Here is a 24,827-nt window from a genome sequence, read left to right as displayed (position 1 = left end):
TATGCAAAAAAGATATCTTATTTTACTTTGTCCGCTAATTTTATTAGCTGGTTGTTCAACAACACCTGAGCAGTGTGATCCTACCAATACGAATATAGGTATTGTGGATAAGATTAGTTGTAATTATTCAGGTAATTACCAAGCTAGGATTGATCAGAAAAAACAGATTTTAGACAATGAAACAAGAGCTAATCAACAGTTTAAAGAGATCTATGCAACCATAGAGAAACAAAAAAATGATACATCATTAAGTGTTAAACAAAAACAAGCTCAGATGCAAAAATTGAAAACAGATTTGACGAAGTTAACTAATGAAGTAAAACAAAAAGCTAAAGGTCGTGATGATTTACAGGCGCAAGTTAATGATATTGAGCAGCAACTTAAGAAAGTCAATACTTCAAATGGTTCTGAAGTTGAAAAACAAATAGAATTGGATAAGTTAAATAAAAAACTTCAACAATTACAGAAAGCATTAAATATTTAAAGATGTTGCAGTTGGAGAATATGTTTTAATAAAAAGCATAAAGTTTTATATAAAGGGAAACGCTAACCATGCAACGAATAACAAGAAATGTGATTGATCCTAATAATACTGACAAGATGTCTTTGTTGGATCAATATAATTTCTTGTTATCATTTTTGAAGCCACATTTAACTGAACGAACTTTTTCAATTTTACCGACCCCAAAATTGATTGAGAATAATCAATATGTTGCTTGGTATACACATCTTGAAGGTCAACCCATTTTACTGAGTAGTATAACCGATGATGCTCGTAAAAATCAGGTAGAAGAAACACTTAAAACACGGATTAATGATATTGAATTGGCGATTAATTCAATACCGTTAACGGATGAACAGCAAAATTTGGTTTTGTTTTGGTTACCTAGAATTAAAAGTTTAGGTAACCAAATTTATGTTATCAATGATGATCCCGTAATTGTAAATACTTTCGAAGAACCTGTGTTACCTAAACCGGCTATAGTGCCACCTGTCACTCCTAGAAAAACATTTTGGCGCTGGTGGCATTTTTTATTGTTAGCCTTGTTATTAGTTGGATTATTAGCTTTACTTTGGTATTTTTGGTGTCCATATGGAAAAGAAAAAACACCAGATTCTCTACCTATAGTAAACCAGCCCGTTGCAGAAGTAAAACCTGAGCCTGTACCGGTTATTGAGCAGCCAGAAGAGCCAAAAGCAGTTACAACTTCAGAATCTGCACCTATTCCAGAACCAGATCCTAACCTACAATCGCAACAACCCCCAGATCCTGAACCAAAAGTTATTAATCCTCCTAACTGTATTAGCAAAGAAGAGATGGCTAATAATTCTAATCCACCTAAAATGGCACTTATATTCGATAATTCATTATCGATGATTGCCACAATAGCTGAATCGCCAGCTGAAGTAGAACACTATTTTGAATATTTGGTTTATGGTCCTTCAAGTTATATGTCAAGACAAGAAAAAATAGCATATGAAAAAAAGATGACTCGTTTACCAAGCCGTTTATCAGCAAGTAAGAAGGTTGCATTATCCAGTATTGATCAAATACAGCAAGATATAGATATTTCTCTGGTGACACTTTCTACTTGTCCAGGGGCTGGTGTGACGTCATTTTTTAGTTATCCAAATCGAGATAAGTTAAAAAAGAAAATTAATCAACTTCAACCTATTCATGCTGAATATTTTAGTTATGCCAATCGTAGTGTTTTAAAGAGTAAAGCTGATATACCTAATAACTCAGATAAAGGAGGAACACCACTTTATAGTGGTTTAGAAAAAGCGAGTAAAATGCTTGATGGTGTTACACGTGATGATTATATTCTTATTATTAGTGATGGCGAAGATACTTGCTCAGAAAAAAATATTTGTACTTTAGCTAAATCGATAGCAAAACAGAAACCACGATTAAAAATTAATATCATCGATATAGCTGGCGAACATAAAATTGATTGTGTAGCTAAAATGACGGGAGGAAAGGTTTATATAGCTCAAAATCCAAAAGCTATGATTAAACAGATGAATAATGCGGTTGCAGATCTGAAAATTAACAGGCCGTTGTGTCAATGAGTTAGCTCAATAATAATTTATTCAGTGGGATAATTTTACAGCAAAACTAATATTATAATTTAGCTATAAAGTTATGCTGTTTTATAAGAAATAACAAATGTTAAATATTTAAAAAAGGAAGTTAGTAATGCAACGAATAACACGAATAGTGTTAGATGATAATGATGTAAATAAAATATCTTTATTGGATCAATATAACTTCTTATTATCTTTTTTAAAGCCTCATTTGACTGAACGAACTTTTTCGATTCTGCCCATACCCAAATTGATCGAAAACAATCAATATGTTGGTTGGTATACACACCTTGAAGGTCAACCTGTATTATTAGAGAGTTTAACTGATGAAGTGCGTAAAAAGCAGGTTGAAGAAACACTTAAAACACGTATTAATGATATTGAAATGACGATTAATTCAATACCATTAACGGATGAACAACAAAAATTAATTACGTCTTGGTTACCCAGAATTAAAAGCCTAGGTAACCAAATATATGTTATCAATGATGATCCAGTCATTGTGAATTCTTTCGAAGCGCCTGTGTTACCTAAACCGGCTGTAGTGCCACCGGTCACTCCTCAAAGAGCATTGTGGCGCTGGTGGCATTTTTTATTGTTAGCATTATTATTAATTGGATTATTGAGTTTACTTGGCTTGCTTTGGTATTTCTTTAGCCCATACGGGAAAGAAAAAGAACCTGAACCATTACCAGAAGTCATCCAACCCATTGAAGATAAGAAACCTGAAATTGTTCAGAAGATTGAACCTCCGCAAGAACAAAAAGTTGAACCGGTGGTTAGAGAAGAACCAAAGGTCGAACCAGATGTTGTTACGGTAACGGAACCAAAAATAGAACCAAAACCGGTTCCAGCTCCCAAAGAAGAGGCAAAACCACAAGTTAAGAATCCGCCTAACTGTATACCGCAACAAGAGATAATAAATAATCCAAATCCATCTAAAATGGTGTTGGTGTTTGATAATTCGTTATCCATGAATGTAACGCTTGCTGAGCCTCCGTCAGAGATTGAAAAATATAATTATTACCATTTTGAAGTCGGTTATCCAAGTTATATGTCCAGCAAGGATATAACTGCATTTGAAAAAAGAATGACTCGTTTACCTACCCGTTTGACGTCAAGTAAAAAAGTTGCATTATCCAGTATTGATAAGATTCAACAAAATATTGATATTTCACTTGTTACACTATCAACTTGTCCGGTTGCAGATACTACTCCATTTTTTAATTATGCTAATCGAGGTAATTTAAAACGTAAAATTAATGCGTTAACACCAACTAATTCTGCCAATTCGGGAACAGCACTCTATAGTGGTATAGAAAAAGCCAGTAAAATGCTTGATGGGGTAAATCGGGATGATTATATTCTGGTTATTAGCGATGGTGAGGATACTTGTGTAAATAAAAATATCTGTACGTTAGTTAATTATATTGCAAAACAAAAGCCGAAGTTAAAAATTAATATTGTTGATATAGCCGGTGAACATAAAATCGATTGTGTGGCCAATATGACTGGCGGTAAAGTGTATATTGCTCAAAGTCCCAATGATATGATTAAACAGATGAATAAAGCTGTTTCTGATATGAAATTAAATAGACCTGTTTGTAAATAAATTCACCTAACTAAAATCATTTAGTTAATTTGTTGATAGTTAATTTTATTTATAATCGGTGTCGGATTTATTAATAACAACCAGACATTATGTCTGGCTGTGTTTTATTAATTTAACTTTTAAAAAGCTCATTTAAAAATCTAAATTTGCAGCTTTAAGGGCATTTTCTTCAATGAATAATCGTCGTGGTTCAACTTCATCGCCCATTAGTGTGGTGAAAAGCTGATCTGCTTCAATAGCGTCTTTAATTGTCACTTGTAACATGCGGCGACTAGTTGGATCCATTGTTGTTTCCCATAACTGCTCTGGATTCATCTCCCCAAGACCTTTATAACGTTGGATTGTTAGTCCACGACGAGACTCTTTAATTAACCAATCTACCGCTTCTTCAAAAGAGCTTACCGGTTGATTGCGTTCACCTCGTTTAATGAAGGCACCCTCTTCAAGTAAATCTTGTAATTGTGCGCCTAAATGGCAAATATTACGGTATTCATTACTATGAATAAAAACTTGGTCTAAAGCATAATTAGTATCAACACCATGCGTTCTTACTTTAATGATAGGTACATATAATTGTGTCTTTTCATTATAATTGACTAAATAACGATAGCTACTGCCATGTTGTTCTTTGTTGGACAATTTAGTTACCATGGCTTTTGCCCAATCTTCAGCTTGTTGTTGATTACTTAGTATATTTTCGTCTAAAACTTGTTGATAAACTAATTCAGAAAGCAATGCTTTTGGATAACGTCGTTCCATTTTAGTAATGAGTTTTTCAACTTTTTGATATTCAGCAATGAGTTTTTCTAATGCTTGACCTGCTAGTGCTGGAGCATGATTATTTACATGTAATGATGCATCTTCAAGAGCCAATGCTATTTGAAATTGTGTCATGGCATCATCATCTTTAATGTATTGCTCTTGTTTACCTTTTTTAACTTTATAAAGTGGTGGTTGAGCAATATAAACATAACCACGCTCGACAATTTCAGGCATTTGACGATAAAAGAAGGTCAATAGCAAAGTTCGAATGTGCGAACCATCGACATCGGCATCAGTCATAATGATAATACTATGATAACGCATCTTATCAGGATTATATTCATCTCGACCTATACCACAACCGAGTGCTGTAATCAGCGTGGCAACTTCTTGAGAAGATAACATCTTATCAAAACGCGCTTTTTCAACATTTAAAATCTTACCTTTAAGCGGTAAAATTGCTTGGTTTCTGCGGTTGCGTCCCTGTTTTGCCGAACCTCCCGCAGAGTCCCCTTCCACTAGGTAGAGTTCAGATAAAGCAGGATCTTTTTCTTGGCAATCAGCAAGTTTACCTGGTAAACCACCTAAATCTAATGCACCTTTACGGCGAGTCATTTCGCGAGCTCTACGCGCAGCTTCACGAGCTCTAGCAGCATCAATTATTTTACCAACAACAATTTTGGCATCAGCAGGATTTTCAAGTAAATATTCAGTTAATTTTTCACCCATTACTGATTCAACAGCTGATTTAACTTCGGATGAAACTAATTTATCTTTGGTTTGAGATGAAAACTTAGGATCTGGCACTTTAACTGATACCACCGCAATTAGACCTTCACGGGCATCGTCACCTGTAGCACTTATTTTAGCTTTTTTACTATAACCTTCATTTTCCATGTAATTATTCAAGGTACGTGTCATCGCACCCCTGAATCCAGCTAGGTGAGTACCACCATCTCTTTGCGGAATATTATTGGTGAAACAATAGATGTTTTCTTGATATCCATCATTCCATTGCAACGCCACTTCTACACCAATATTGTCTTTTTCGGTACTGAAATAGAATATTTTGGGGTGAATTGGATTTTTGTTTTTATTTAAATATTCAACAAAGGCTTGAATACCACCTTCATAATGATAATGTTCACTTTTACCGGTACGTTCATCAAGTAATTTGATGGAAACACCAGAATTTAAAAAAGAGAGTTCACGTAAGCGTTTAGCTAATATTTCATAGACAAATTCAATATTGGTAAATGTTTGTGGACTAGGCCAAAAACGAACATAAGTTCCTGACTCGGTGGTTTCATCAATAACTTTTAAAGGTGCTTGAGGAACCCCTAAATGATAAATTTGTTTATGGACTTTTCCATCTCGATAAATAACTAACTCTAATTTGTCTGATAGGGCATTAACCACTGAAACACCAACCCCATGTAAGCCACCAGATACTTTATAAGAGTTGTCATCAAATTTACCGCCGGCATGAAGTACGGTCATAATGACTTCAGCCGCAGAGATGCCTTCTTCTTTGTGTATTCCCGTTGGGATACCGCGACCATCATCTCGAACAGAAACAGAGTTATCAGGGTGAATGATTACTTCAATATGGCTACAATAACCGGCTAATGCTTCGTCAATGGCATTATCAACTACTTCAAAAACCATATGGTGAAGCCCAGTTCCATCATCGGTATCACCAATATACATACCAGGACGTTTTCGGACGGCATCAAGCCCTTTAAGCACTTTAATGCTAGATGAATCATAAGAATTAGACATGGATTTCTCGACTTATTTAATTTCTGTTATCATTTTGTATATTTAGGAAATTATACCAGATTTTATGTAAAAAATCTTATCATTTTCATCGATCATATGGGTAATTTGGTCTTGACTAACTGCTGTGATAAAAACCTGTGAGTGTGCGGATTTTAACCGTTTAGCCAATAGACCTCGTTTTTCAAGATCTAATTCAGAAGCAAAATCATCAATTAAGTAAATACAAGATTGTGCTGTTTGTTTAGTATAGTATTCACCTTGCGATAAACGTAACGCACACATCAATAATTTTAGCTGACCTCGAGATAGCAGATCTTCAACAGGAATATTGTCGATACGTAATTTGATATCGGCTTTGTGTGGTCCTAGCGTGGTATAATTGATCAATTTATCACGTTCGTACTGTTTATGTAATATTTCGGCATAATTAAGGCCATATTCCCAGCCTTGGTAATAGGAGCAGTTAAGTTGATATTCCGGAAGAAAATCCTGACTAGTCTGTACAATTTCCGGAAAAATATGCTGTGTATAATCTTCCCTAAATTTACTTATCTTTTCCGCTATAGGGGCAAGTTCTTTATCCCAAGGTAACATCTGATTATAACTATTTGATTGTTTTAATAATGCATTGCGTTGTTTAAATAAACGCTTTAAGTTATGCCACAAAAATACAAATTCAGGATAATGATGAAAACACCCCCAATCAATGAAAGCGCGTCGATATTTAGGGCCACCTGTGAGTAAATCAAATCCTTCTGGTGTAATTAACTGAATAGGTAATAATTTTGCCAAATCGGTTAATCGGTATCCTTCGTCACCATCAATTTTAATGGTGTTATCATTATTACGGGTTTTGGCTAGTCCGATCGAACGTGATTGTTGATTTGCAGATTCAATTTTACTAAATAATACTAACTCAGGTTGTTCATGTTGAATGATACGATTGGATTGTATGTGTCTAAATGATCTACCATGCCCTAGCATATAGATTGCTTCAAGAAGACTGGTTTTTCCACTGCCATTATCACCTATAACAAAGTTGAAATGGTGAGATAGATGCAATTGAGCATATTCAATATTGCGAAAATGATGCACTTTAATGTGTGAAAGAGTCATATAAGCTAAGTAATATGTAATATGACCGGCCGAAGCCGGTTAATTGAATGAAATTTGATTATAATCGCATTGGCATGACGACATAAGAAGCAGATTGGTCATTAATATCTTCAATTTGAACACTTGATGTAGCATCAGTTAATAAAAGCTGTACGCTGTCACACCTTAAAGTATTTAATATATCTAATAAATAGGTAACATTAAAGCCAATTTCAAGCTCTGCTGATTCATATTTTACGTCAACGACTTCTTCGGCTTCTTCTTGTTCAGGGTTATTTGCTGTGATTTTTATTTGATTATTATGAACATAGAGTCTGATACCTCGGAATTTTTCATTGGATAAAATGGCGACGCGCGATAGCGCATTTCTTAATTCCTCACATGAAACTTCCAATGGTTTATCAGGATTTCGAGGTAGGACGCGTTTATAATCAGGGAATCGTCCATCAATCAATTTAGAGGTAAAAGTGAAATCACCAAGGTTTACACGTAAATTATTATTACCAATTTGTACATTGATGAGTTCGTCGTTGTCGCCCACTAATTTTGCCAGTTCAATTACTCCTTTTCTTGGCAGAATAACCGAACAGGAAGCAGGGAGATCTTGTCCAATTGGTTGTGCGCAAAAGGCCAATCGATGTCCATCTGTGGCAACAGTTTTCAATAAACCATCTTCGATTTCAAATAACATCCCATTTAAGTAATATCTGACATCTTGATTTGCCATTGAAAACTGAACAGCATCAATTAAGCGTTTAATGGTTTTTTGAGGTACAGAAAAATTGACATCACTTTGCCAATTTTCTAAATTTGGAAAGTCACTGGCTGGTAACGTTGATAATGAGAATTTACTCCGACCTGATTGAATTATTAACCGATTATCATCAACGGTTATCGAAATCTGCGCGTTGCTAGGTAAGTTACGGCAGATATCTAGAAATTTTTTAGCCGGTACTGTAGTTGCCCCTGCTTCTTGGGTTTCAATTAAAGGTAAATGCGAGATCATCTCTATTTCAAGATCTGTACCAGTCATTGATAACGTATTATCACTCACTTGCAGTAATAAATTACCCAAAATAGGTAATGTTGGACGACTACTGAGTGGAGCGCTAACCAGTTGCAAAGGTTTGATAAGTTTTTCACGATCAATAATAAATTTCATAGTTTTGATTCTTTTTTAAGTTGATAATGTTCGAATTAAATTGGAATAATCCTCTTTAATATCATTGCTCTCTTCTTTTAATTCTGCGATTTTTCGACATGCGTGCAATACAGTAGTATGATCTCTGCCTCCAAATCCATCACCAATTTCGGGAAGGCTTTTATTTGTTAGCTCTTTAGCTAAAGCCATAGCTACTTGACGAGGCCTTGCAACCGAACGTGAACGCCGTTTAGATAATAAATCTGAAACTTTAATTTTATAGTATTCGGCAACCGTTTTTTGGATATTCTCAATAGTAATTAATTTTTCTTGTAAGGCAAGTAAATCTTTTAATGCATCTTTTACAAAGTCAATAGTAATTGATTTACCCGTAAAATTAGCATTAGCAATCACGCGATTAAGGGCGCCTTCCAACTCACGGACATTAGAGCGTAAACGTTTAGCAATAAAAAAAGCCACTTCTTCAGGCAGTCTAATATTATTTTCTTCTGCTTTTTTCATCAAAATGGCAACACGAGTTTCAAGTTCTGGCGGCTCAATGGCAATAGTCAATCCCCAGCCAAAACGAGATTTTAAACGATCTTCAACACCATCAATCTCTTTAGGATAACGATCTGAGGTTAAAATAATTTGCTGATTCCCCTCAAGCAGTGAATTGAAAGTATGAAAAAATTCTTCTTGAGAGCGCTCTTTATTAGCAAAGAATTGGATATCATCAATGAGCAATGCATCGACAGAACGATAATAATTTTTAAATTCTTCAATAGCGTTATTTTGTAAGGCTTTTACCATGTCTTGAACAAATCGTTCAGAATGCATATAAACAACTTTAGCATTTGCTTTTACTACCATAATTTGGTTACCAACAGCATGGAGTAAATGGGTTTTACCTAAACCTGTTGAACCATATAAAAACAGTGGGTTATAAGCCTTACCTGGATTTTCAGCTACTTGTTTGGCCGCAGCAACAGCTAATTGGTTAGATTTACCCTCGACAAAACTATTAAACGTATGTTTGTGATTAATACCTGAATGGTAAGTATGATTATTATTACTTTCTTTAGTTGTTTTCCATGCCGGAACAATATCTGCTTTGGGTTGGCTGTTTTTTATTTTTTTATCAGTTGATAACGTTGAACCAACTTCTAGGCATAACTTTAGCGAATCATCATTAAAAAGTTTATTCAATAATTGAGTTATAGAGGTGAGATATTTATTTCTAACCCAATCAAGTACAAATCGATTAGGTGCATAAATATAGAGTTTATTATCAACCATTTCCGCTTGCAACGGGCGAATCCATAAATTGAATTCCGTTGTAGGAAGCTCTTCTTGTAATTGAGAAAGGCAATCTTGCCAAATAGCGGTAGGCACAGTAACTCCTCTAACTTTGATTACTAACAATGTGCTAATGATTATAAACTTTTTTGTGGATAATTTGTAGAGCCAAGGTGAGATATAATTTAGTTATTAACAAATACTAAAAAATAAAAAACTCGGTAGATACCGAGTTTTTTATACGAAATTAACTAAAAATTAGTGTGTTGTTTGGTTTACACGAACTTCTTGAATATTACGTGCTTTAACTTCGATTTCAACACGACGATCTGGTGCTAAACATGCTTTTAAATCAGCGCCACGAAGAGCGTTACATTTAGAACCAGTAACTGGTTGAGCTTTACCCATACCACGCGCACTGATTAAATCAGCAGGAACGCCTTTAGCCACTAAATATCTCATGACAGAGTGAGCACGTTGTTCAGATAATTTTTGGTTGTAACTTTCTGAACCGATACGGTCGGTATGACCAATAACGACGATAGCACTTTGAGTTGGATTGATTTTAACAAGTGTAGTTAATAAATTGTCTAATGCAATGCGACCTTCTTGTTTTAAGTCAGCTTTAGCATAAGCAAATAGAACATCTTCGTTAAGTACATAACGATTTTCTTGTGTTTTTACTTCAACTGGTGGTGGAGCTACATCAGGTGAACCTAAACGGTAAGTAATACCTAAACTTACTAAACCATTATCAGGTGAAGCTTTTGAATCAGTATGAATATGGTGAACATATTGATACTCTAAACGAGTAGTGAAATCTTCATTGATACGATAATCTAAACCTAACGCAGCAACTGGAGAAACATCAGTTTTAGTACCACCTTCGCGACGATATGCATCTTTATAATCGCCATTATTTCTCCATTTAGCGATAGTTACCATTGCACCACCGCGACCATAGATATCTAAATCGTCAGTAATAAATGATAGAGGGTAACTTAATTTACCGGTTAAAGAAACACCTTGTGCTGTAATTTTACTATTACCAGCTTTAGTATGATCAGCATGATTAGCAGACCAAGTTCTTTTATATTTAGCTGAACCTAACCAATCATAACCTAATTCGAATGCTAGGTAAGGATTTGCTTGGAAACCAACAAATGCACCGCCACCAAGATTACTACGATCAGATGTTTTGATACCTGTTCTATATCCATCTTCATCGTATAGACGAACTTTATTGGCATCTAGGTTATACATTTCTGACCAACCTAATTTAGCACCAATATAAAAAGTGTTGTCTTGGTATGCTGCATTTGCTGCAGTAGCAGTTAAACTTGCAACTGCAATTGCTAGAGCTAGAGTTGTTTTTTTCATTTTCTTGCCTCAACTTATATATTGTTATAGACGTTATTTAATTTTCTTTTAATTAAATTTGGCTTTAATTAAAAGAATAATTACTTATTTTTATTAATTATGCTGTACATAATCTAGCGGGATTATAGCATAATTTATATGCAAATCCAGATTTAATGGCACTTAATGTGAAAAATATTTAAATTTTATTTATGACGCGATAAAAGTCATTAATGGTATTGGATAATGTATTTGCCATTATAAAAAAATCCGCTTCGAGTCTTTTTTCAAATTCATCAGATCCAATATCTTCATTTTCATCAAGAATCACTGAGCCAAATTTAATCCGTTTAAAGGTCAAATCAGTATTAACAATAAAGCTAACTCCTCGTTCATCAATGATCTGAATTTTAGTTATCCATTTTCCAGATTCGAAATGTACCAAAATTTCATTGCTGGTGATATCTTGATTTTTGCAGCTAATAATAGCATTGCCTTCTATAGGATCTTTAAGCTCGGCTTGATCTCCTAAAATAAATGGAGGTAAATTGAGCTTTTCTTTGACCCAAGTGGTCATGATTTGTTCAAGTGGTTTGTCAATGGATAACGGTGTTAGTGCAAGTGAACCAAGCTGTTTACGTAAAATAGCTAATATATCTTCAGATTGTTTAAAACTAGCACAGTCAACAATAATCCGTTTGTTATGAGTATCAATCCATAACCAGTAATGATTATATTTACTAAATGCTCTTGGCATTAGATCAATCATGACTTCATCTTTTAACGTTGCTTTTTCATTTTTGCTAAGTTTTCTATTTAAAGTTTGTTCCTGTTTATCGATTTTTTCTAATAATGCTTGTTTAATCACAGGGGCTGGTAATATTTTAGTCTCTTTTTTTATGCGTAATAGTAGATGTCCTTGCATATCGACAATTAAGTCATCTTGGTTATGATCATCGTAGGGTGATACCCAACCCATTTTATTATTATCTAAATTGCTACAAGGTATAAATGGATGAGATTTTATCGCATTTTCGATTGCTTTTTTATTAAGCAATGTATCGTTATTTAGTTGGTAAATAATGGCATTTCTAAACCAAAGCATATTGGTGTTTTTCCTGTTTTTTATATGTGATAACCATTGTATCACGATGAATATTGCGTAATCACTACATCTAAATGTAGTGATAATATTATTAATTACTTCTCAAAATGGGCGTTATCATCATTAGAAATTATAAGATACACCCATATAAACAGAGGTAACCGCACTATTGCTGACCATAGGGCTATCAGCTGCATCTCCGGTTAATTTATCAATATGAACACCACCATAAGTAGCAAAGTTGTCGGTTAATTTATATTGCGCGCCCAATTCGGCATAAGGGGTAAATGAACTGTCAGCATTATGATAACGTAATTTCGAACGAGATGACTCTTTATGGGAAATACCATAATAGTAATTATTGTGATTGCTATTAGCCCAGTTAATACCAAAGGTAGGAACAATAATAAGATCGCCTTCTACAACCGGTAGACTATAGTCAGCGTTGATTAAAAGGCTATTACTTTCATCTAAAACATCGGCACCGATATTACTGGAAAAGCTCCCCCAATTGGTATCAATGTTATATTCAATTTCAGCTAATAAAGTTGAGTAACGTTTATCTAATTTTTTTAATTGATGATTATCTGAATCATGAGGTTTAAATTCATTAGCTAAATAACGGCCACCAATAGAGATACTTTGATTATCGCTATTATAAATATAGTAACCAGCTGATAAATCATCAATAAAAAATGACCCATTATCATAATCAATATGTGGGATAGGATAGAAATTTGAGCTGTAACTTTTATAAGGTGAGTCTGTCCATCCAACTCCAACACCTAAGGAAGTGGGATCGGCTGAGGCACTTAATGAGTATCCTAAAGTAAATAGTGATAAAATAGAGGTGATACAAATTGTGTTTTTCATTTTCTTTATACTCTTTTATAAGCGTTTCCTAATCTTAATTTTATGCCCAAATAAGTGAGTGAGACAAGAAAAACACATTTACCATGCTCAATTTTCATCTGGGTAAAAATGTCGTCACAAAATCTATACATTAATTGTACATTGTAACAAGCCAATTTCTTGAATAATAATGCCACATTTTATCGTGTTTGAATATGGATTAGTGAGATAACTTATGAGTAAACCAACTTTAGAAATGATTAACAGTCGTCCTGATGATGCAGTATTACTTGCAGACGAAGCCAAATATTGTTCTTTTGGTGATACGGTGCATTATGTTGAACCACCTAAAATCTTTGATGGTTGTGAAGGTAGTTACATGTATGATAAAGAAGGTAAAGCCTTTTTAGACCTACAAATGTGGTATTCAGCGTGTAACTTTGGTTATGCTAATGAACGATTAAATAATGTACTTAAAAAGCAGATTGATACCTTACCACAATGTGCGAGTCAATATTTACATCCAACCAAAATAGAATTAGCTAAAACCATTGCACAAGGTATGAAACAGCGATTTGGATATGATGGACGAGTCCATTTTAATGTTGGTGGTTCACAATGTATTGAAGATTCTCTCAAAGTGGTTCGTAATGCCACTAATGGTAAATCACTAATGTTTGCTTTCCAAGGTGGCTATCACGGTAGAACACTCGGCGCATCTTCAATTACATCAAGTTATCGTTATCGTCGTCGTTATGGACACTTTGGCGATCGTGCCATGTTTGTTCCATTCCCTTATCCTTTCCGTAGACCAAAAGGCATGACGGCTGAAGAGTATGGAGAGCATTTAGTGGCTGAATTTGCACGCTTATTTGAAACTGAATATCACGGTGTTTGGGATCCAAAAGTTGGGCAAGCAGAATATGCAGCATTTTACGCAGAACCTTTACAGGCAACTGGTGGTTATATTGTTCCTCCGCGTAATTACTTTAAAGGTCTTAAAAAAGTCTTAGATCAATATGGTATTTTATTAGTGGTTGATGAGATCCAAATGGGCTTTTATCGTACCGGTAAACTGTGGTCTATTGAACACTTTGATGTTAAACCTGATGTGGTTGTCTTTGCCAAAGCATTGACTAATGGATTAAATCCATTAGGTGGTTTATGGGCGCGTGAAGAGTTAATTAATCCACAAGTATTCCCAGTTGGATCTACTCACTCAACATTTGCTTCAAACCCACTCGGTACGGCTGTTGGTCTAGAAGTATTAAAAATGACCTCAGAAACTGATTATGAAAAAATGGTAATGGATAGTGGTGCTTATTTCCTTGAAGGATTAAAAACGCTAGAGAAGAAACATAAAGAAATCGGTGAAGTTGACGGTTTAGGTTTAGCGCTTAGAGCAGAAATTTGTACTGAGGATGGCTTCACCGCTAATAAAGCATTAGTGGATAAAATGGTTGATATCGGTATGTCAGGTGATCTTGATTGGAAAGGTAACAAAATGGGCTTAGTACTTGATATCGGTGGTTATTATAAAAATGTAATTACATTTGCACCATCGTTACACATTTCACGTCAAGAAATAGATCAAGGTATTGAACTACTCGATCAATTAATTACACGTGCAAAAAAAGAACTTTAATATTCAATTCATAATTTCTAATCTGCCCGTCAACGTTTTGTTGACGGGATTGCTATATCAAAATCAATCATATATACATACTTATGAAATACATCAATCAGTTAGAACCTACTGAACTAATAGATATTTTTTTAACTCATCCACCAGAACACTTTGCTGCATGGTTAAGTAAAGATGAAGTGCCTGCTTTTTCAGCTAAATTTGATTTATTAACAACAGCTGATGATGATTTCAAAAATAAAATCCAGAAACTACCGTTTTTTAACAGGTGGCAGCATTGGTTCAAACCCAAAACTTGTTTTGTTGGTACCACTGTTTCTGAATATGCTTTACTTAATGATCATGTTGATGCCAACCAATTAGCCCAAAACCTTAAAACCGCTTATGCTAAGCAATATCCTTTTTTGATTGTTAAAGATCTACCATTAGCATCGCCTTTGCTTAGCGAAAAAGATAATGTCTATTCCTCACAACTTATTACCTCATTAAAAGATCGAGGCTTTTTAGAAGTAGAAGGGCAAGCATTAGCTTGGGTGCCTATCGATTTTACAAGTATTGATGATTTACTTACTCGTTTTTCCTACAGTCGTCGTAAAAATTTTAGGCGAAAATTAAGATCACGGGAAAAAGTACAGATCAATGTTTTAAATTGTGGTGATGACTGTTTTTTTAATCAAGCGGTCATAGATGAATATTACCAGTATTACCTTAATGTTTATCAGCAAAGTGAAGTTCATTTTGATTTATTAACTAAACCATTTTTTACACAGCTGTTGCAAAATAAAACGATAAAATCACCTATTTTTACTTATCATCAAGATGATCTGTTTATTGGTTTTAACCTCTGTTTTATCGTAAATAACATGTTAATTGATAAATATATAGGCATGATTTATCCTAAAGCGAGAGAGTTAAATCTCTATTATGTGAGCTGGTTTGTTAATCTGGAATATGCCTTACAACAAGGATTTACCCATTATATTGCTGGTTGGACAGATCCTGAAGTGAAAGCATCGTTAGGAGCAAGTTTTACATTTACTAAACATTTAGTTTATATTCGTAATCCGCTATTAAGAGGAATATTACGTAAACTAATTGGACATTTCGAAAGTGACAAGGAGAAAGTAGCATGAGATATCCTGTTATACTCAATTTTGATCAGAGTGTAGGCGAGATTAATAATGCTAAAAAAATTGATGTTACAAAATGGCAAGATACGATTCGCTTTGGTTGCTCTGAAAAAAAGTTTCGGCAATTTAGAGACATATTACAACATACACTAACCGAAAATTACGGCACGGTATTAATGGGTAGTGGCGATTATCACCATATTTCCTTATTACTTATAGAACGTCTGGCTCAGCAATACTCGGCAGATAACCCTATTGAAGTAGTAATATTTGATAATCACCCAGATAATATGCGGTATTTATTTGGTATTCATTGTGGTTCATGGGTCAGCTATGTCACACGTTTACCTTTTGTCAGTCATGTACATGTATTAGGTATCACTTCTCATGATATTGGTATAACCCATTTTTGGGAGAATAGGTGGAAACCGCTTTTTCACAAAAAACTCACATATTGGAGTTTAAATGTCAATGTTTCCTGGGCAGAAAAAATTGGTTTGGGGCATGCCTTTCGGCATTTTGCATCACCAGATGATTTGATCGCCAATTTTTTATCAGAACAATATCATAGTACTCAACCAGTATATCTATCGATTGATAAAGACGTGCTAAGTGAAGAAGTTATTCACACTAATTGGGATCAGGGGCAATTACAAACCTATCATCTCCTTGACACAATTACCTCAATAAAATCAAGAATTATTGGTAGCGATATTACTGGGGAGTTATCAATATGGCAATCATCTAACTGGTTTAAGCGTTTCTTAAGTTCCTTAGATAAACAACCTGCGATATCGCCAGCTAATCTTAGTAACTGGCAACAAGAACAACATCAACTTAATATGACACTACTGAAAGCATTGATGTAGTATGAGATAAAATGATTGTAAAAAAGTTTCAGGAAAGGTGGGCGTTTTAGTATAAAATCGACCACCTAAGCGGCTAAACAAATGATGTGAATCAAGGTTAAACAGTAGAATTTTGTTTGGTAAGTTTCGCTTCAGCAACAGCTAAAAATAAAATACCTGAGATAATTAATATTGCTCCAATTAATTTATACAAAGTAATCGGTTCATGGAATAACCAAATAGAAACAATCATTACAGTAACAATTTCGAAATGCGATGCGGCAAAAGCTGGTCCAACTGGCGCTTTTTTTAGCAGCGTCATCCAAGTAAAAAAAGTTAAAATATAACCCGCAATGGAGATGTATATCCAAGGATTAGTAAAAACTCTCATCAACCAATCGACACTCATGGCTAAAGGTTGGGCATGGATAGCGGTTAATTTGAAACTACATTGAGCTATAGTATCAAAAAGCAGTAATACTGAAAATCCGATTAAATAAAATCTCGCCATATTAAGACATCCCTACAAAAATTACCCCAGAGGTAATTAACAACATACCGATGATACGATACATGGTTAATAGTTCCTTGAACAAAATGCGACCAACCAACATAATTGTAATAATATTAAATGAAGCCAGTAATACACCTTGAGAAAGGGGAACTAAAGTTAAAAATGCTAGCCACAACAAGAACTCAACAATATAAGCAATAATACCTACCCAGATCCAAATATTTTTTGATAAATCTAACCAGTAATACCAACCATCTCGATTATTGGGCGAAATAGCAGCAAATTTGAAGGCGACTTGTCCTAATGTATCAAAACAGATATTGCTGACCCAAAGTAAAATAACTAATGGCGACATGATACTTTTATCCTTCTTCTGCAATTTTATTGAAAAAAGACACCGACTCCTTAATTACCTCTCGCCGTTGACTATCAATAGTCACTAAGTGGTAGCTATCATTTAATACAATAAGTTTTTTCGGTCCAGAAACTTGTTTTTCGACCAATTTAGCATTAGTTTCAATATTGGCGATATCATCATTACCTGAATGGATGATTAAACAAGGAGAGGTTACTTTAGGTAACTGTTTACGTACCTGTTTGGCTAATAACTGCATCTCTGCTAAAGCTGGGAACGGATTACCAGCAAGTCCAGCTGCGCCACTATCACCACTGAGCATACTCTCAGATACCACCGCTCGAATACGTTCATCTTTGAGTCCATAAGGTGGTTTTTCGATAAAAGAGACTTTTTGAAAAATGCCGAGTTTTTTAAAATAAACCAATAAAAAAAAGAACTTCTTCGCCCAAAATGGCATGCTCCAACCATCATAATAAAATGTTGGAGCAAACACACCTACCCCTTTGATTTGCAAAGGCCTATCTGCAGCAAGCTGCAATGCAAGCAGAGCGCCCATTGATAATCCGGCAACAAAAAGATTATCAACATGTTTGGCTAAATAATCCGCACCATCTTGGACACTTTTATACCAATCTTGCCAGGTTGTTTTACATAGATCTTCTTCAGTACCACAATGACCTGCTAATTGTACTGCATAGACGGTAAATCCTGCTTTGTGTAAACCATTAGCAAGAATACGCATTTCATTTGGCGTACCTGTCAGCCCATGGATTAATAGCACGCCATTTTTATTTCCTTCTAGGAAATAAGATAAATCTTGAATTGAACTCATTACCCTTCCTTTATTTTATCATCATGACAGGAATAAGCGCGTGTTGAGCCTGTTTTAATGCTTTGGTTACATCAGCAAAACCATTAATTGCGCAATGTTCAATTTGATTTTTCTCACAATAATTAATGAGTTTATCCTTAGCAAAAACAAAATCGACATTATGAGAGACACAATAGTCAGAGGTACCGTCACCAACATAAAGTATTTGATTAAAATGTTGCTGTTTCTTGACATGATTACACTTACAATTACCACTTTGCTTAATACAGTTCTTATTAGCATAAGGAAATTCAAGGCGCCAACTGCGATTATTATCATGCATTAACTTATTAGCAAAAATCGGTAAATGCTCCATACCATGACGTTTTAAAATAAATTGGATAGCATAATCTAACCCGTCACTGACAATATGCACAGGGATATGATTTTTCTCAGTATAATCAATAAATGATTTGAATGTTGGGTCAATTTTGATTTGTGACAAAGCATGATTGAGTTCATCAAGACTGGCATCCATTAAGGCAATTTGTTTACTCATACACTCTTGAGAACCAATTTTGCCGTTAACCCATAACTCTTCAAGTTCATCACAGCCATCTTGACCAAAATGACTGAGTAAAGTATCAGTCACATCTTTCACACTAATGGTACCATCAAAGTCACACAAAACAATCGGGGTTTGGTGTTGAGTATAAGATGGATTAAAAAGATGGTTTGCAATCGATGAAAAAGTATTCATTTCTTAAAAAATAACCAATTTATAGATAATGGCACAAATTCTCTCACAGAGTGACTTCAAATATTGTAGGCTCTTTGTATATATTTTGTAACGGCAATAAAATTGTCTGTATAATGAGGTATCACGAATTACAAAACACAGTAATGAGTACATAAAATGAGTGAACGAATACTAATCATCGAAGATGACCAGCGACTAGCCAATCTAATTCAAGTTTATCTTATACGCCAAGGGTACACGGTTGACTGGCATAATAGTGGTGACGGCGCAGAAGAAAAAATTCAGAAATTGAATCCTGATCTGGTTATTTTAGATGTCATGTTACCGGAAAAATCAGGTTTTGACATTTGTCGTGATATCCGCGGATGGTTTAATAACTATATTCTCATCATGACCGCCAGTGAAGATAATATTGATGAAATTGTTGGTTTAGAATTAGGCGCTGATGATTATTTGGCAAAACCCGTCGAACCACGATTACTTCTTGCCCGAATTCGTGCTTTGTTACGGCGAAAACAGATAGAATCAGACAAAGAAAGTAGTAAAGAGATACTTATTTCACCAAGTAACAAAGCCATTGTTTTTGATAATCTAGTGATTGATAGCGAAAATCGCAAAGTATTATTAGAAGATCAAGAAATTGATTTAACTACTGCCGAGTTTGATCTCTTATGGCTACTTGCCAATAATGCAGGTAAGATCTTATCGCGAGATGATATTTTTTCACAGGTACGAGGAATCGACTTCGATGGTAGTGATCGCTCAATTGATGCTCGTATTTCCCGACTTCGTCGTAAACTACTTGATGATCCGGATAATCCGTCACGAATCAAAACCGTGCGAGGTAAAGGCTACTTATTTTTGCGAGAAGGGGATAACCATTGAGCCATTTACTAGCCAAGCCACTATTTTTTAACCGTCGTATTATATTCTATTTAGTCATTTTACTCTCTTTACAGTGTATTATTGCCTATGGTGCTTTATTGGTCTTTGATTCTTTACCTTCATCATTAACCGATATGCCTGATGATCATATTGTATTTCGCGAATCTCAGCGAGGAACAGTAAACTTAATACGCATGCAAATCAACGAACACAAAGATCGCCCACTTGAACAAGTGGTAGAAGAGTTACAACCCTATTTTGGTTATCCAATAGAAGTACTTCCGTCTAACACATCATTGCCTGATTCAGTTCAAAAAGAGTTAGTGAAACTTGGTTTTTCTTATGATAGCGACAATGAGGTGGTATACATCGACTTAAATGATGGTCATTTATTGCAATTAGGTCCCATTTTGATGCGAGATATCTTGGAATCTAATACCATGTCCTTAAGTGTTTTTCTCATTATTTGGGCATTGTTTAGTGCGATTATCTTCTTTATTCTGATCTATTTTGCCTTTAGTGCCGTATGGAAAGATTTGGTCAATATTCGACAAACAGCCGAACAACTTGGACAAGGAAACTTGCATGCACGAACAGAAAATGTAAAAGGATGGTTATTTAAACCACTAGCAAATGTCTTAAATAATATGGGGACACATATTGAACATTTAGTCAGTACCAACCAGACTATCTCTCATGCAATGGCGCATGAGTTACGCACACCACTGGCAAGAATGCGATTTGAGCTAAGCATGCTAGAAGAATCGCAAGATGAACAAGAAAAATTACTTTTGCAAAAAGGCATGAGTGATGACATAAACGAATTAGAAACCCTCATCAGTGCCAGCTTAAATTACTTCAAAATGCAACAAAGTAATATCGAATTGAATTTGACCACGGTATCTTTAAAAGAGTGGAGTGAAAAAATTTGCCAATCTTTAGAACTATTTAAACCGCCAGAATTTGAATTGATCTGTAACAGCCAAGATGTTAATGCCCTAATAGATACCAATTTAGTTGAAACAATTGTTAAAAATTTATTACTAAATGCATTTAAATATGCCACACATAAAGCGGTATTGAATATTACTAAACAACATAATAGTGTGGTAATTGAAATTGATGATGATGGTGCAGGTATCCCTTTTAATTCGCGTGAAAAGATTTTTATGCCTTTTGCCAGACTTGATACCAGCCGTACCCGCTCAACTGGTGGTTACGGGCTGGGTTTAGCCTATGTAAAACTAATGGCAGAGTTTCACAATGGTAAAGCTTTTGTCGTCACAAGTCCCCTTGGTGGAGCAAGGTTTGTAGTTTCACTAAAAGCAGAAGATGAATAAAAGCTAATCTGATAGCGACAGATAAAATTTGTAAAAAATATTCCGGAGTAATATCCGTTTTAGTAAAAAAATAATGATGCCTATCTAAATAAATAGCTTACCCATTTCGAAACAAATAAAAATTTGTTATATTCTTTGCCCAACACGGCAAAATGACAAACTATTTTCTAGAATTCGTCATTGATAAACATACAATTAGAGGTTTTTTATGAGCGGTTCATTACCGACAGAGACAGAGACTCGTCCAACTAACTTTATTCGTCAAATTATTGATGCGGATCTACAAGCGGGAAAATATAAAACAACTCATACACGATTCCCTCCAGAGCCAAATGGTTATTTACATATTGGTCATGCTAAATCGATATGTTTAAATTTTGGTATTGCTAAAGATTATCATGGCAAATGTAATTTACGCTTTGATGATACTAATCCGGCTAAAGAAGATGTTGAATATGTTGAATCGATAAAACAAGATGTACAATGGTTAGGTTTTCAGTGGGATGGTGAAATATGTTATTCATCAGATTATTTTGATCAACTTTATAGTTATGCTATTGAATTGATTACTAAAGGTTTAGCTTATGTTGATGAACTTAGCGCTGATGAAATTCGTGAATATCGAGGAACCTTAACGCAAGCTGGTAAAAATAGTCCTTATCGAGATCGTAGTATAGATGAAAATCTGTCACTATTTAAACAAATGAAAGAAGGTAAATTTGCCGAAGGAAAAGCATGTTTACGAGCAAAAATCGATATGGCTTCGCCATTTATGGTTATGCGCGATCCTGTTTTATATCGCATCAAATTTGCTGAACATCACCAAACGGGTAACAAATGGTGTATCTACCCGATGTATGATTTCACTCACTGCATATCGGATGCCATTGAAAATATTACGCACTCACTTTGTACTCTTGAATTTCAAGATAATCGTCGTTTATATGATTGGGTTTTAGATAATATTACGATTGACGCGCGTCCACATCAGTACGAATTTTCAAGATTAAACTTAGAATATGCAATAACATCAAAACGCAAATTAAACTTATTAGTCTCTGAAAAAATTGTCGATGGCTGGGACGATCCACGCATGCCGACCGTATCAGGTTTACGCCGTCGAGGTTATACACCCGCTTCTATTCGTGATTTTTGTCAAAGAATTGGTATTACTAAACAAGAAAATACCGTCGAAATGAGTACACTTGAATTTTGTATTCGCGAAGATCTTAACCAAAACGCACCACGCGCAATGGCAGTACTCGATCCGGTAAAAGTGGTCATTGAAAACTTTTCAGAAACGCTTGATGAAATACTAAGTATGCCAAATCATCCAAACCGTCCTGAACTCGGTCATCGGGAAGTCACTTTTACCCGTGAGATTTATATTGATCGTGCGGATTTCCGTGAAGAAGCGAATAAAAACTACAAACGTTTAGTTTTAGGCAAAGAAGTACGTTTACGTAATGCTTATGTTATTCGTGCCGATCGAGTTGAAAAAGATGCACAAGGTAATATTCTAACTATCTATTGTACCTACGATCCGGCAACGCTTAATAAAAATCCTGAAGATGGACGCAAAATTAAAGGTGTTATTCATTGGGTTTCAGCTAAATTTGCTAAACCGGCAGAGATCCGTTTATATGATCGCTTATTTAATACTCCAAATCCTGGCTCAGCAGAGGACTTTTTATCAACGATTAATCCTACCTCATTAATTATAAAGCAAGGGTTTGTTGAACCGAGTTTACAAAATGCGATTGCAGAACAGGCTTATCAGTTTGAACGTGAAGGTTACTTCTGTTTAGACAGTAAGTATGCAACGGAAGACAACTTAGTGTTTAACCGCACAGTTGGTCTAAGAGATAGTTGGAATGAAGCGCCAACAAAATAAAAATTATCGCCGACCAACGTCGGCGAATCTTTTTTTAACACTTTTTATTACTGTGTTTTTTTAATCTCATTGATAAGTTTTAACGCTAAGATAATTAAGAACACAGCGCCTGCAATTAAACAAATCCAAATTATCCATTTAGGAAAATAGGAAGAATCATCATTAATTTGTGTTAATGCTTTTTCCCCCGCCAGTTCAACTTTCTCACCAATATACGCTTGTGGTAAATCAATTGCTGATTGTGAATTTGAAAGTAATTCTTGTTCTGACAGTGAAGCTGAAGTTGCCTTAATCGAACCCCAAGCTAAAACAAAAGGTCCATTATTACTACTATTAAAGATAATACTCATCCGGTCACGAAAAGCAGTGATCTTTGGTGCTTCATCAAAACTGGCATTGATAGCTTTGATTTGGAGTTGTTTGATATTTAAACCTTCACTATGTAAAGTAATTCGTTGGGGTTCATCACCTTCATCAACTCTACGGATAATATAATCATTCAGTTTGCGCCATGTTGTATTATCACGACTTGTCTTAAAGTAAATGCTAAGCGGTAATACTGAACGAGTATTAGCAAGTTGAATCGATAATTCTTTCACTGGTTGCGCAGAAGGTAAATCATAAATCGCTTCTATATCAGTTGAATCTGTTAGCTTGAAATCGATGGGAAACAATGCGACTTGTGAACGATTATTTTTAGTCGTAAATTCAACAGTTTTAATATTAGGTACTGGCTTTTGTTTTGCTTTTAATACGATAATCCAATAGCGAGCGCGGTTGTTATAATATGAAGGAATATCAATTGTATTTAGTTTAAGTGATTGATTATTATTGTTATCAGTAAGTGACATAAGTGGTACATTATCCACTACTAATTGCCAATCTTTTAAATCATTACTACACATTAAATTAGCGGTAGCTTGCCAATTTTGATTTGTGGTTGCATCAAAATTAATCGATAAATTATTTATTGCTTGTTTTAACTCAATATTATCTGGGATTTGCAATAAATAAGTTGAACTATTTCCGTCTTTATTGATTGTTTTATCGAGGTTAATTTGGACATCTTTACTATTGATATTAATATTGTATCTCTCAAGATCTTGTTCAGAACTGTCATCTGGATTAACTTTTCGACTTTCGTCTAATGAATAGATCGTTGCTGGAAATGTTTCACTCTGATCATTTTGTTGATAAACATTGACTAAAGAGAAGGGTACTGGTTGTCCTTTTTGGTTAAATACTCTAACGTCATTTAATTGACTAGAAATGGTTTGTGTATAAACATCTTTGGTCAGATCTATTCGATAATACATACTTGAATCATCAATTAAATTGATTTTTGCACCATAAGCATAATCAAGAGAGGTCTCTGTGGCTTGGCTTGCTGTACTGATCAACAATAGCAAACATAGAAATGCTTTTTTCATAATATTAAAATCCAAATTTAACCTAGATATAATTTATACAATTATATAACTAAGTTCAACTACAGCATTTTAAGAGATATTACGTAGGATTTAACA

Annotated in this window: 21 protein-coding genes; 9 read left to right on the top strand and 12 right to left on the bottom strand. The window is 34.7% G+C overall.

Annotated elements, in window-relative coordinates:
- Position 1: 1 nt before the first annotated feature.
- The 3 genes from A9G11_RS12585 to A9G11_RS12575 all read left to right on the top strand — a co-directional run bounded on the left by A9G11_RS12585 (position 2) and on the right by A9G11_RS12575 (position 3,700).
- On the top strand, positions 2 to 484 hold the full coding sequence (locus tag A9G11_RS12585; RefSeq protein WP_065619942.1) for a hypothetical protein: 483 nt from the start codon (positions 2 to 4) through the stop codon (positions 482 to 484).
- 68 nt (positions 485 to 552) lie between these two features.
- Complete coding sequence (locus A9G11_RS12580; protein WP_065619941.1) at positions 553 to 2,073, top strand: hypothetical protein; 1,521 nt, start codon at positions 553 to 555, stop codon at positions 2,071 to 2,073.
- Between the two features lie 127 nt (positions 2,074 to 2,200).
- Entirely contained in the window at positions 2,201 to 3,700 is a 1,500-nt protein-coding gene (locus A9G11_RS12575) for a VWA domain-containing protein (protein ID WP_065619940.1), read from the top strand.
- A gap of 132 nt (positions 3,701 to 3,832) precedes the next feature.
- Here A9G11_RS12575 and gyrB read toward each other — a convergent pair whose 3' ends face one another.
- The 7 genes from gyrB to A9G11_RS12540 form a co-directional block, all read right to left on the bottom strand.
- Positions 3,833 to 6,244: a DNA topoisomerase (ATP-hydrolyzing) subunit B gene (gyrB, locus tag A9G11_RS12570; protein WP_065619939.1), complete on the bottom strand. Its 2,412-nt coding sequence runs from the start codon at positions 6,242 to 6,244 to the stop codon at positions 3,833 to 3,835.
- A gap of 42 nt (positions 6,245 to 6,286) precedes the next feature.
- Positions 6,287 to 7,360 (bottom strand): DNA replication/repair protein RecF, encoded by a 1,074-nt coding sequence (gene recF / locus A9G11_RS12565; RefSeq protein ID WP_065619938.1) that lies wholly within the window; start codon positions 7,358 to 7,360, stop codon positions 6,287 to 6,289.
- Between the two features lie 58 nt (positions 7,361 to 7,418).
- Positions 7,419 to 8,522 carry a DNA polymerase III subunit beta gene (gene dnaN, locus A9G11_RS12560; protein ID WP_065619937.1) on the bottom strand — a complete coding sequence of 368 codons (1,104 nt, stop codon included), beginning with the start codon at positions 8,520 to 8,522 and terminating at the stop codon, positions 7,419 to 7,421.
- Positions 8,523 to 8,537: 15 nt separating this feature from the next.
- Positions 8,538 to 9,896, bottom strand: a complete 1,359-nt coding sequence (dnaA, locus tag A9G11_RS12555) for a chromosomal replication initiator protein DnaA (RefSeq protein ID WP_065619936.1) — start codon at positions 9,894 to 9,896, stop codon at positions 8,538 to 8,540.
- A gap of 162 nt (positions 9,897 to 10,058) precedes the next feature.
- Positions 10,059 to 11,180: a porin OmpA gene (gene ompA / locus A9G11_RS12550; RefSeq protein ID WP_065619935.1), complete on the bottom strand. Its 1,122-nt coding sequence runs from the start codon at positions 11,178 to 11,180 to the stop codon at positions 10,059 to 10,061.
- Between the two features lie 178 nt (positions 11,181 to 11,358).
- Entirely contained in the window at positions 11,359 to 12,264 is a 906-nt protein-coding gene (locus A9G11_RS12545) for a recombination-associated protein RdgC (protein ID WP_065619934.1), read from the bottom strand.
- Between the two features lie 123 nt (positions 12,265 to 12,387).
- Positions 12,388 to 13,137, bottom strand: a complete 750-nt coding sequence (locus tag A9G11_RS12540) for a MipA/OmpV family protein (protein ID WP_065619933.1) — start codon at positions 13,135 to 13,137, stop codon at positions 12,388 to 12,390.
- 214 nt (positions 13,138 to 13,351) lie between these two features.
- On the opposite strand from A9G11_RS12540, the gene A9G11_RS12535 reads away from it, so the two are divergent.
- The 3 genes from A9G11_RS12535 (at position 13,352) to A9G11_RS12525 (ending at position 16,760) form a co-directional block, all read left to right on the top strand.
- Complete coding sequence (locus A9G11_RS12535) at positions 13,352 to 14,761, top strand: aspartate aminotransferase family protein (protein WP_141674429.1); 1,410 nt, start codon at positions 13,352 to 13,354, stop codon at positions 14,759 to 14,761.
- Positions 14,762 to 14,844: 83 nt separating this feature from the next.
- Entirely contained in the window at positions 14,845 to 15,894 is a 1,050-nt protein-coding gene (locus A9G11_RS12530) for a peptidogalycan biosysnthesis protein (protein ID WP_065619932.1), read from the top strand.
- Positions 15,891 to 16,760: an arginase family protein gene (locus A9G11_RS12525; RefSeq protein WP_065619931.1), complete on the top strand. Its 870-nt coding sequence runs from the start codon at positions 15,891 to 15,893 to the stop codon at positions 16,758 to 16,760. The genes A9G11_RS12530 and A9G11_RS12525 overlap by 4 nt, the downstream gene beginning before the upstream one ends.
- A gap of 97 nt (positions 16,761 to 16,857) precedes the next feature.
- Here A9G11_RS12525 and A9G11_RS12520 read toward each other — a convergent pair whose 3' ends face one another.
- The 4 genes from A9G11_RS12520 to A9G11_RS12505 are packed head-to-tail and all read right to left on the bottom strand — an operon-like array spanning position 16,858 to position 19,182.
- The gene (locus A9G11_RS12520) at positions 16,858 to 17,250 is read right to left on the bottom strand and encodes a DMT family transporter (RefSeq protein ID WP_065619930.1); all 393 of its coding nucleotides are present in this window, start codon (positions 17,248 to 17,250) and stop codon (positions 16,858 to 16,860) included.
- Between the two features lies 1 nt (position 17,251).
- A complete protein-coding gene (locus A9G11_RS12515) occupies positions 17,252 to 17,608 on the bottom strand; it encodes a hypothetical protein (RefSeq protein WP_065619929.1) in 357 nt (118 codons plus the stop codon).
- 7 nt (positions 17,609 to 17,615) lie between these two features.
- The gene (locus A9G11_RS12510) at positions 17,616 to 18,443 is read right to left on the bottom strand and encodes an alpha/beta hydrolase (RefSeq protein WP_065619928.1); all 828 of its coding nucleotides are present in this window, start codon (positions 18,441 to 18,443) and stop codon (positions 17,616 to 17,618) included.
- A gap of 10 nt (positions 18,444 to 18,453) precedes the next feature.
- Positions 18,454 to 19,182 (bottom strand): MtnX-like HAD-IB family phosphatase, encoded by a 729-nt coding sequence (locus A9G11_RS12505; protein ID WP_065619927.1) that lies wholly within the window; start codon positions 19,180 to 19,182, stop codon positions 18,454 to 18,456.
- A gap of 156 nt (positions 19,183 to 19,338) precedes the next feature.
- Here A9G11_RS12505 and A9G11_RS12500 point away from each other — a divergent pair, with 156 nt between their 5' ends.
- From A9G11_RS12500 to glnS, 3 genes are all read left to right on the top strand, one after another.
- Positions 19,339 to 20,067 (top strand): winged helix-turn-helix domain-containing protein, encoded by a 729-nt coding sequence (locus tag A9G11_RS12500; RefSeq protein ID WP_065619926.1) that lies wholly within the window; start codon positions 19,339 to 19,341, stop codon positions 20,065 to 20,067.
- Positions 20,064 to 21,407 (top strand): ATP-binding protein, encoded by a 1,344-nt coding sequence (locus A9G11_RS12495; protein WP_065619925.1) that lies wholly within the window; start codon positions 20,064 to 20,066, stop codon positions 21,405 to 21,407. The genes A9G11_RS12500 and A9G11_RS12495 overlap by 4 nt, the downstream gene beginning before the upstream one ends.
- Before the next feature lie 208 nt (positions 21,408 to 21,615).
- A complete protein-coding gene (gene glnS, locus A9G11_RS12490) occupies positions 21,616 to 23,301 on the top strand; it encodes a glutamine--tRNA ligase (RefSeq protein WP_065619924.1) in 1,686 nt (561 codons plus the stop codon).
- Between the two features lie 47 nt (positions 23,302 to 23,348).
- On the opposite strand, the gene A9G11_RS12485 is transcribed toward glnS, so the two are convergent.
- Positions 23,349 to 24,731: a DUF3999 family protein gene (locus tag A9G11_RS12485; RefSeq protein ID WP_065619923.1), complete on the bottom strand. Its 1,383-nt coding sequence runs from the start codon at positions 24,729 to 24,731 to the stop codon at positions 23,349 to 23,351.
- Positions 24,732 to 24,827: the final 96 nt, after the last annotated feature.

It is taken from the genome of Gilliamella sp. wkB108 (assembly GCF_001690195.1).
GTDB classification, from domain to species: domain Bacteria; phylum Pseudomonadota; class Gammaproteobacteria; order Enterobacterales; family Orbaceae; genus Gilliamella; species Gilliamella apicola_L.
This window is presented reverse-complemented; position numbering and strand designations above follow the sequence as displayed.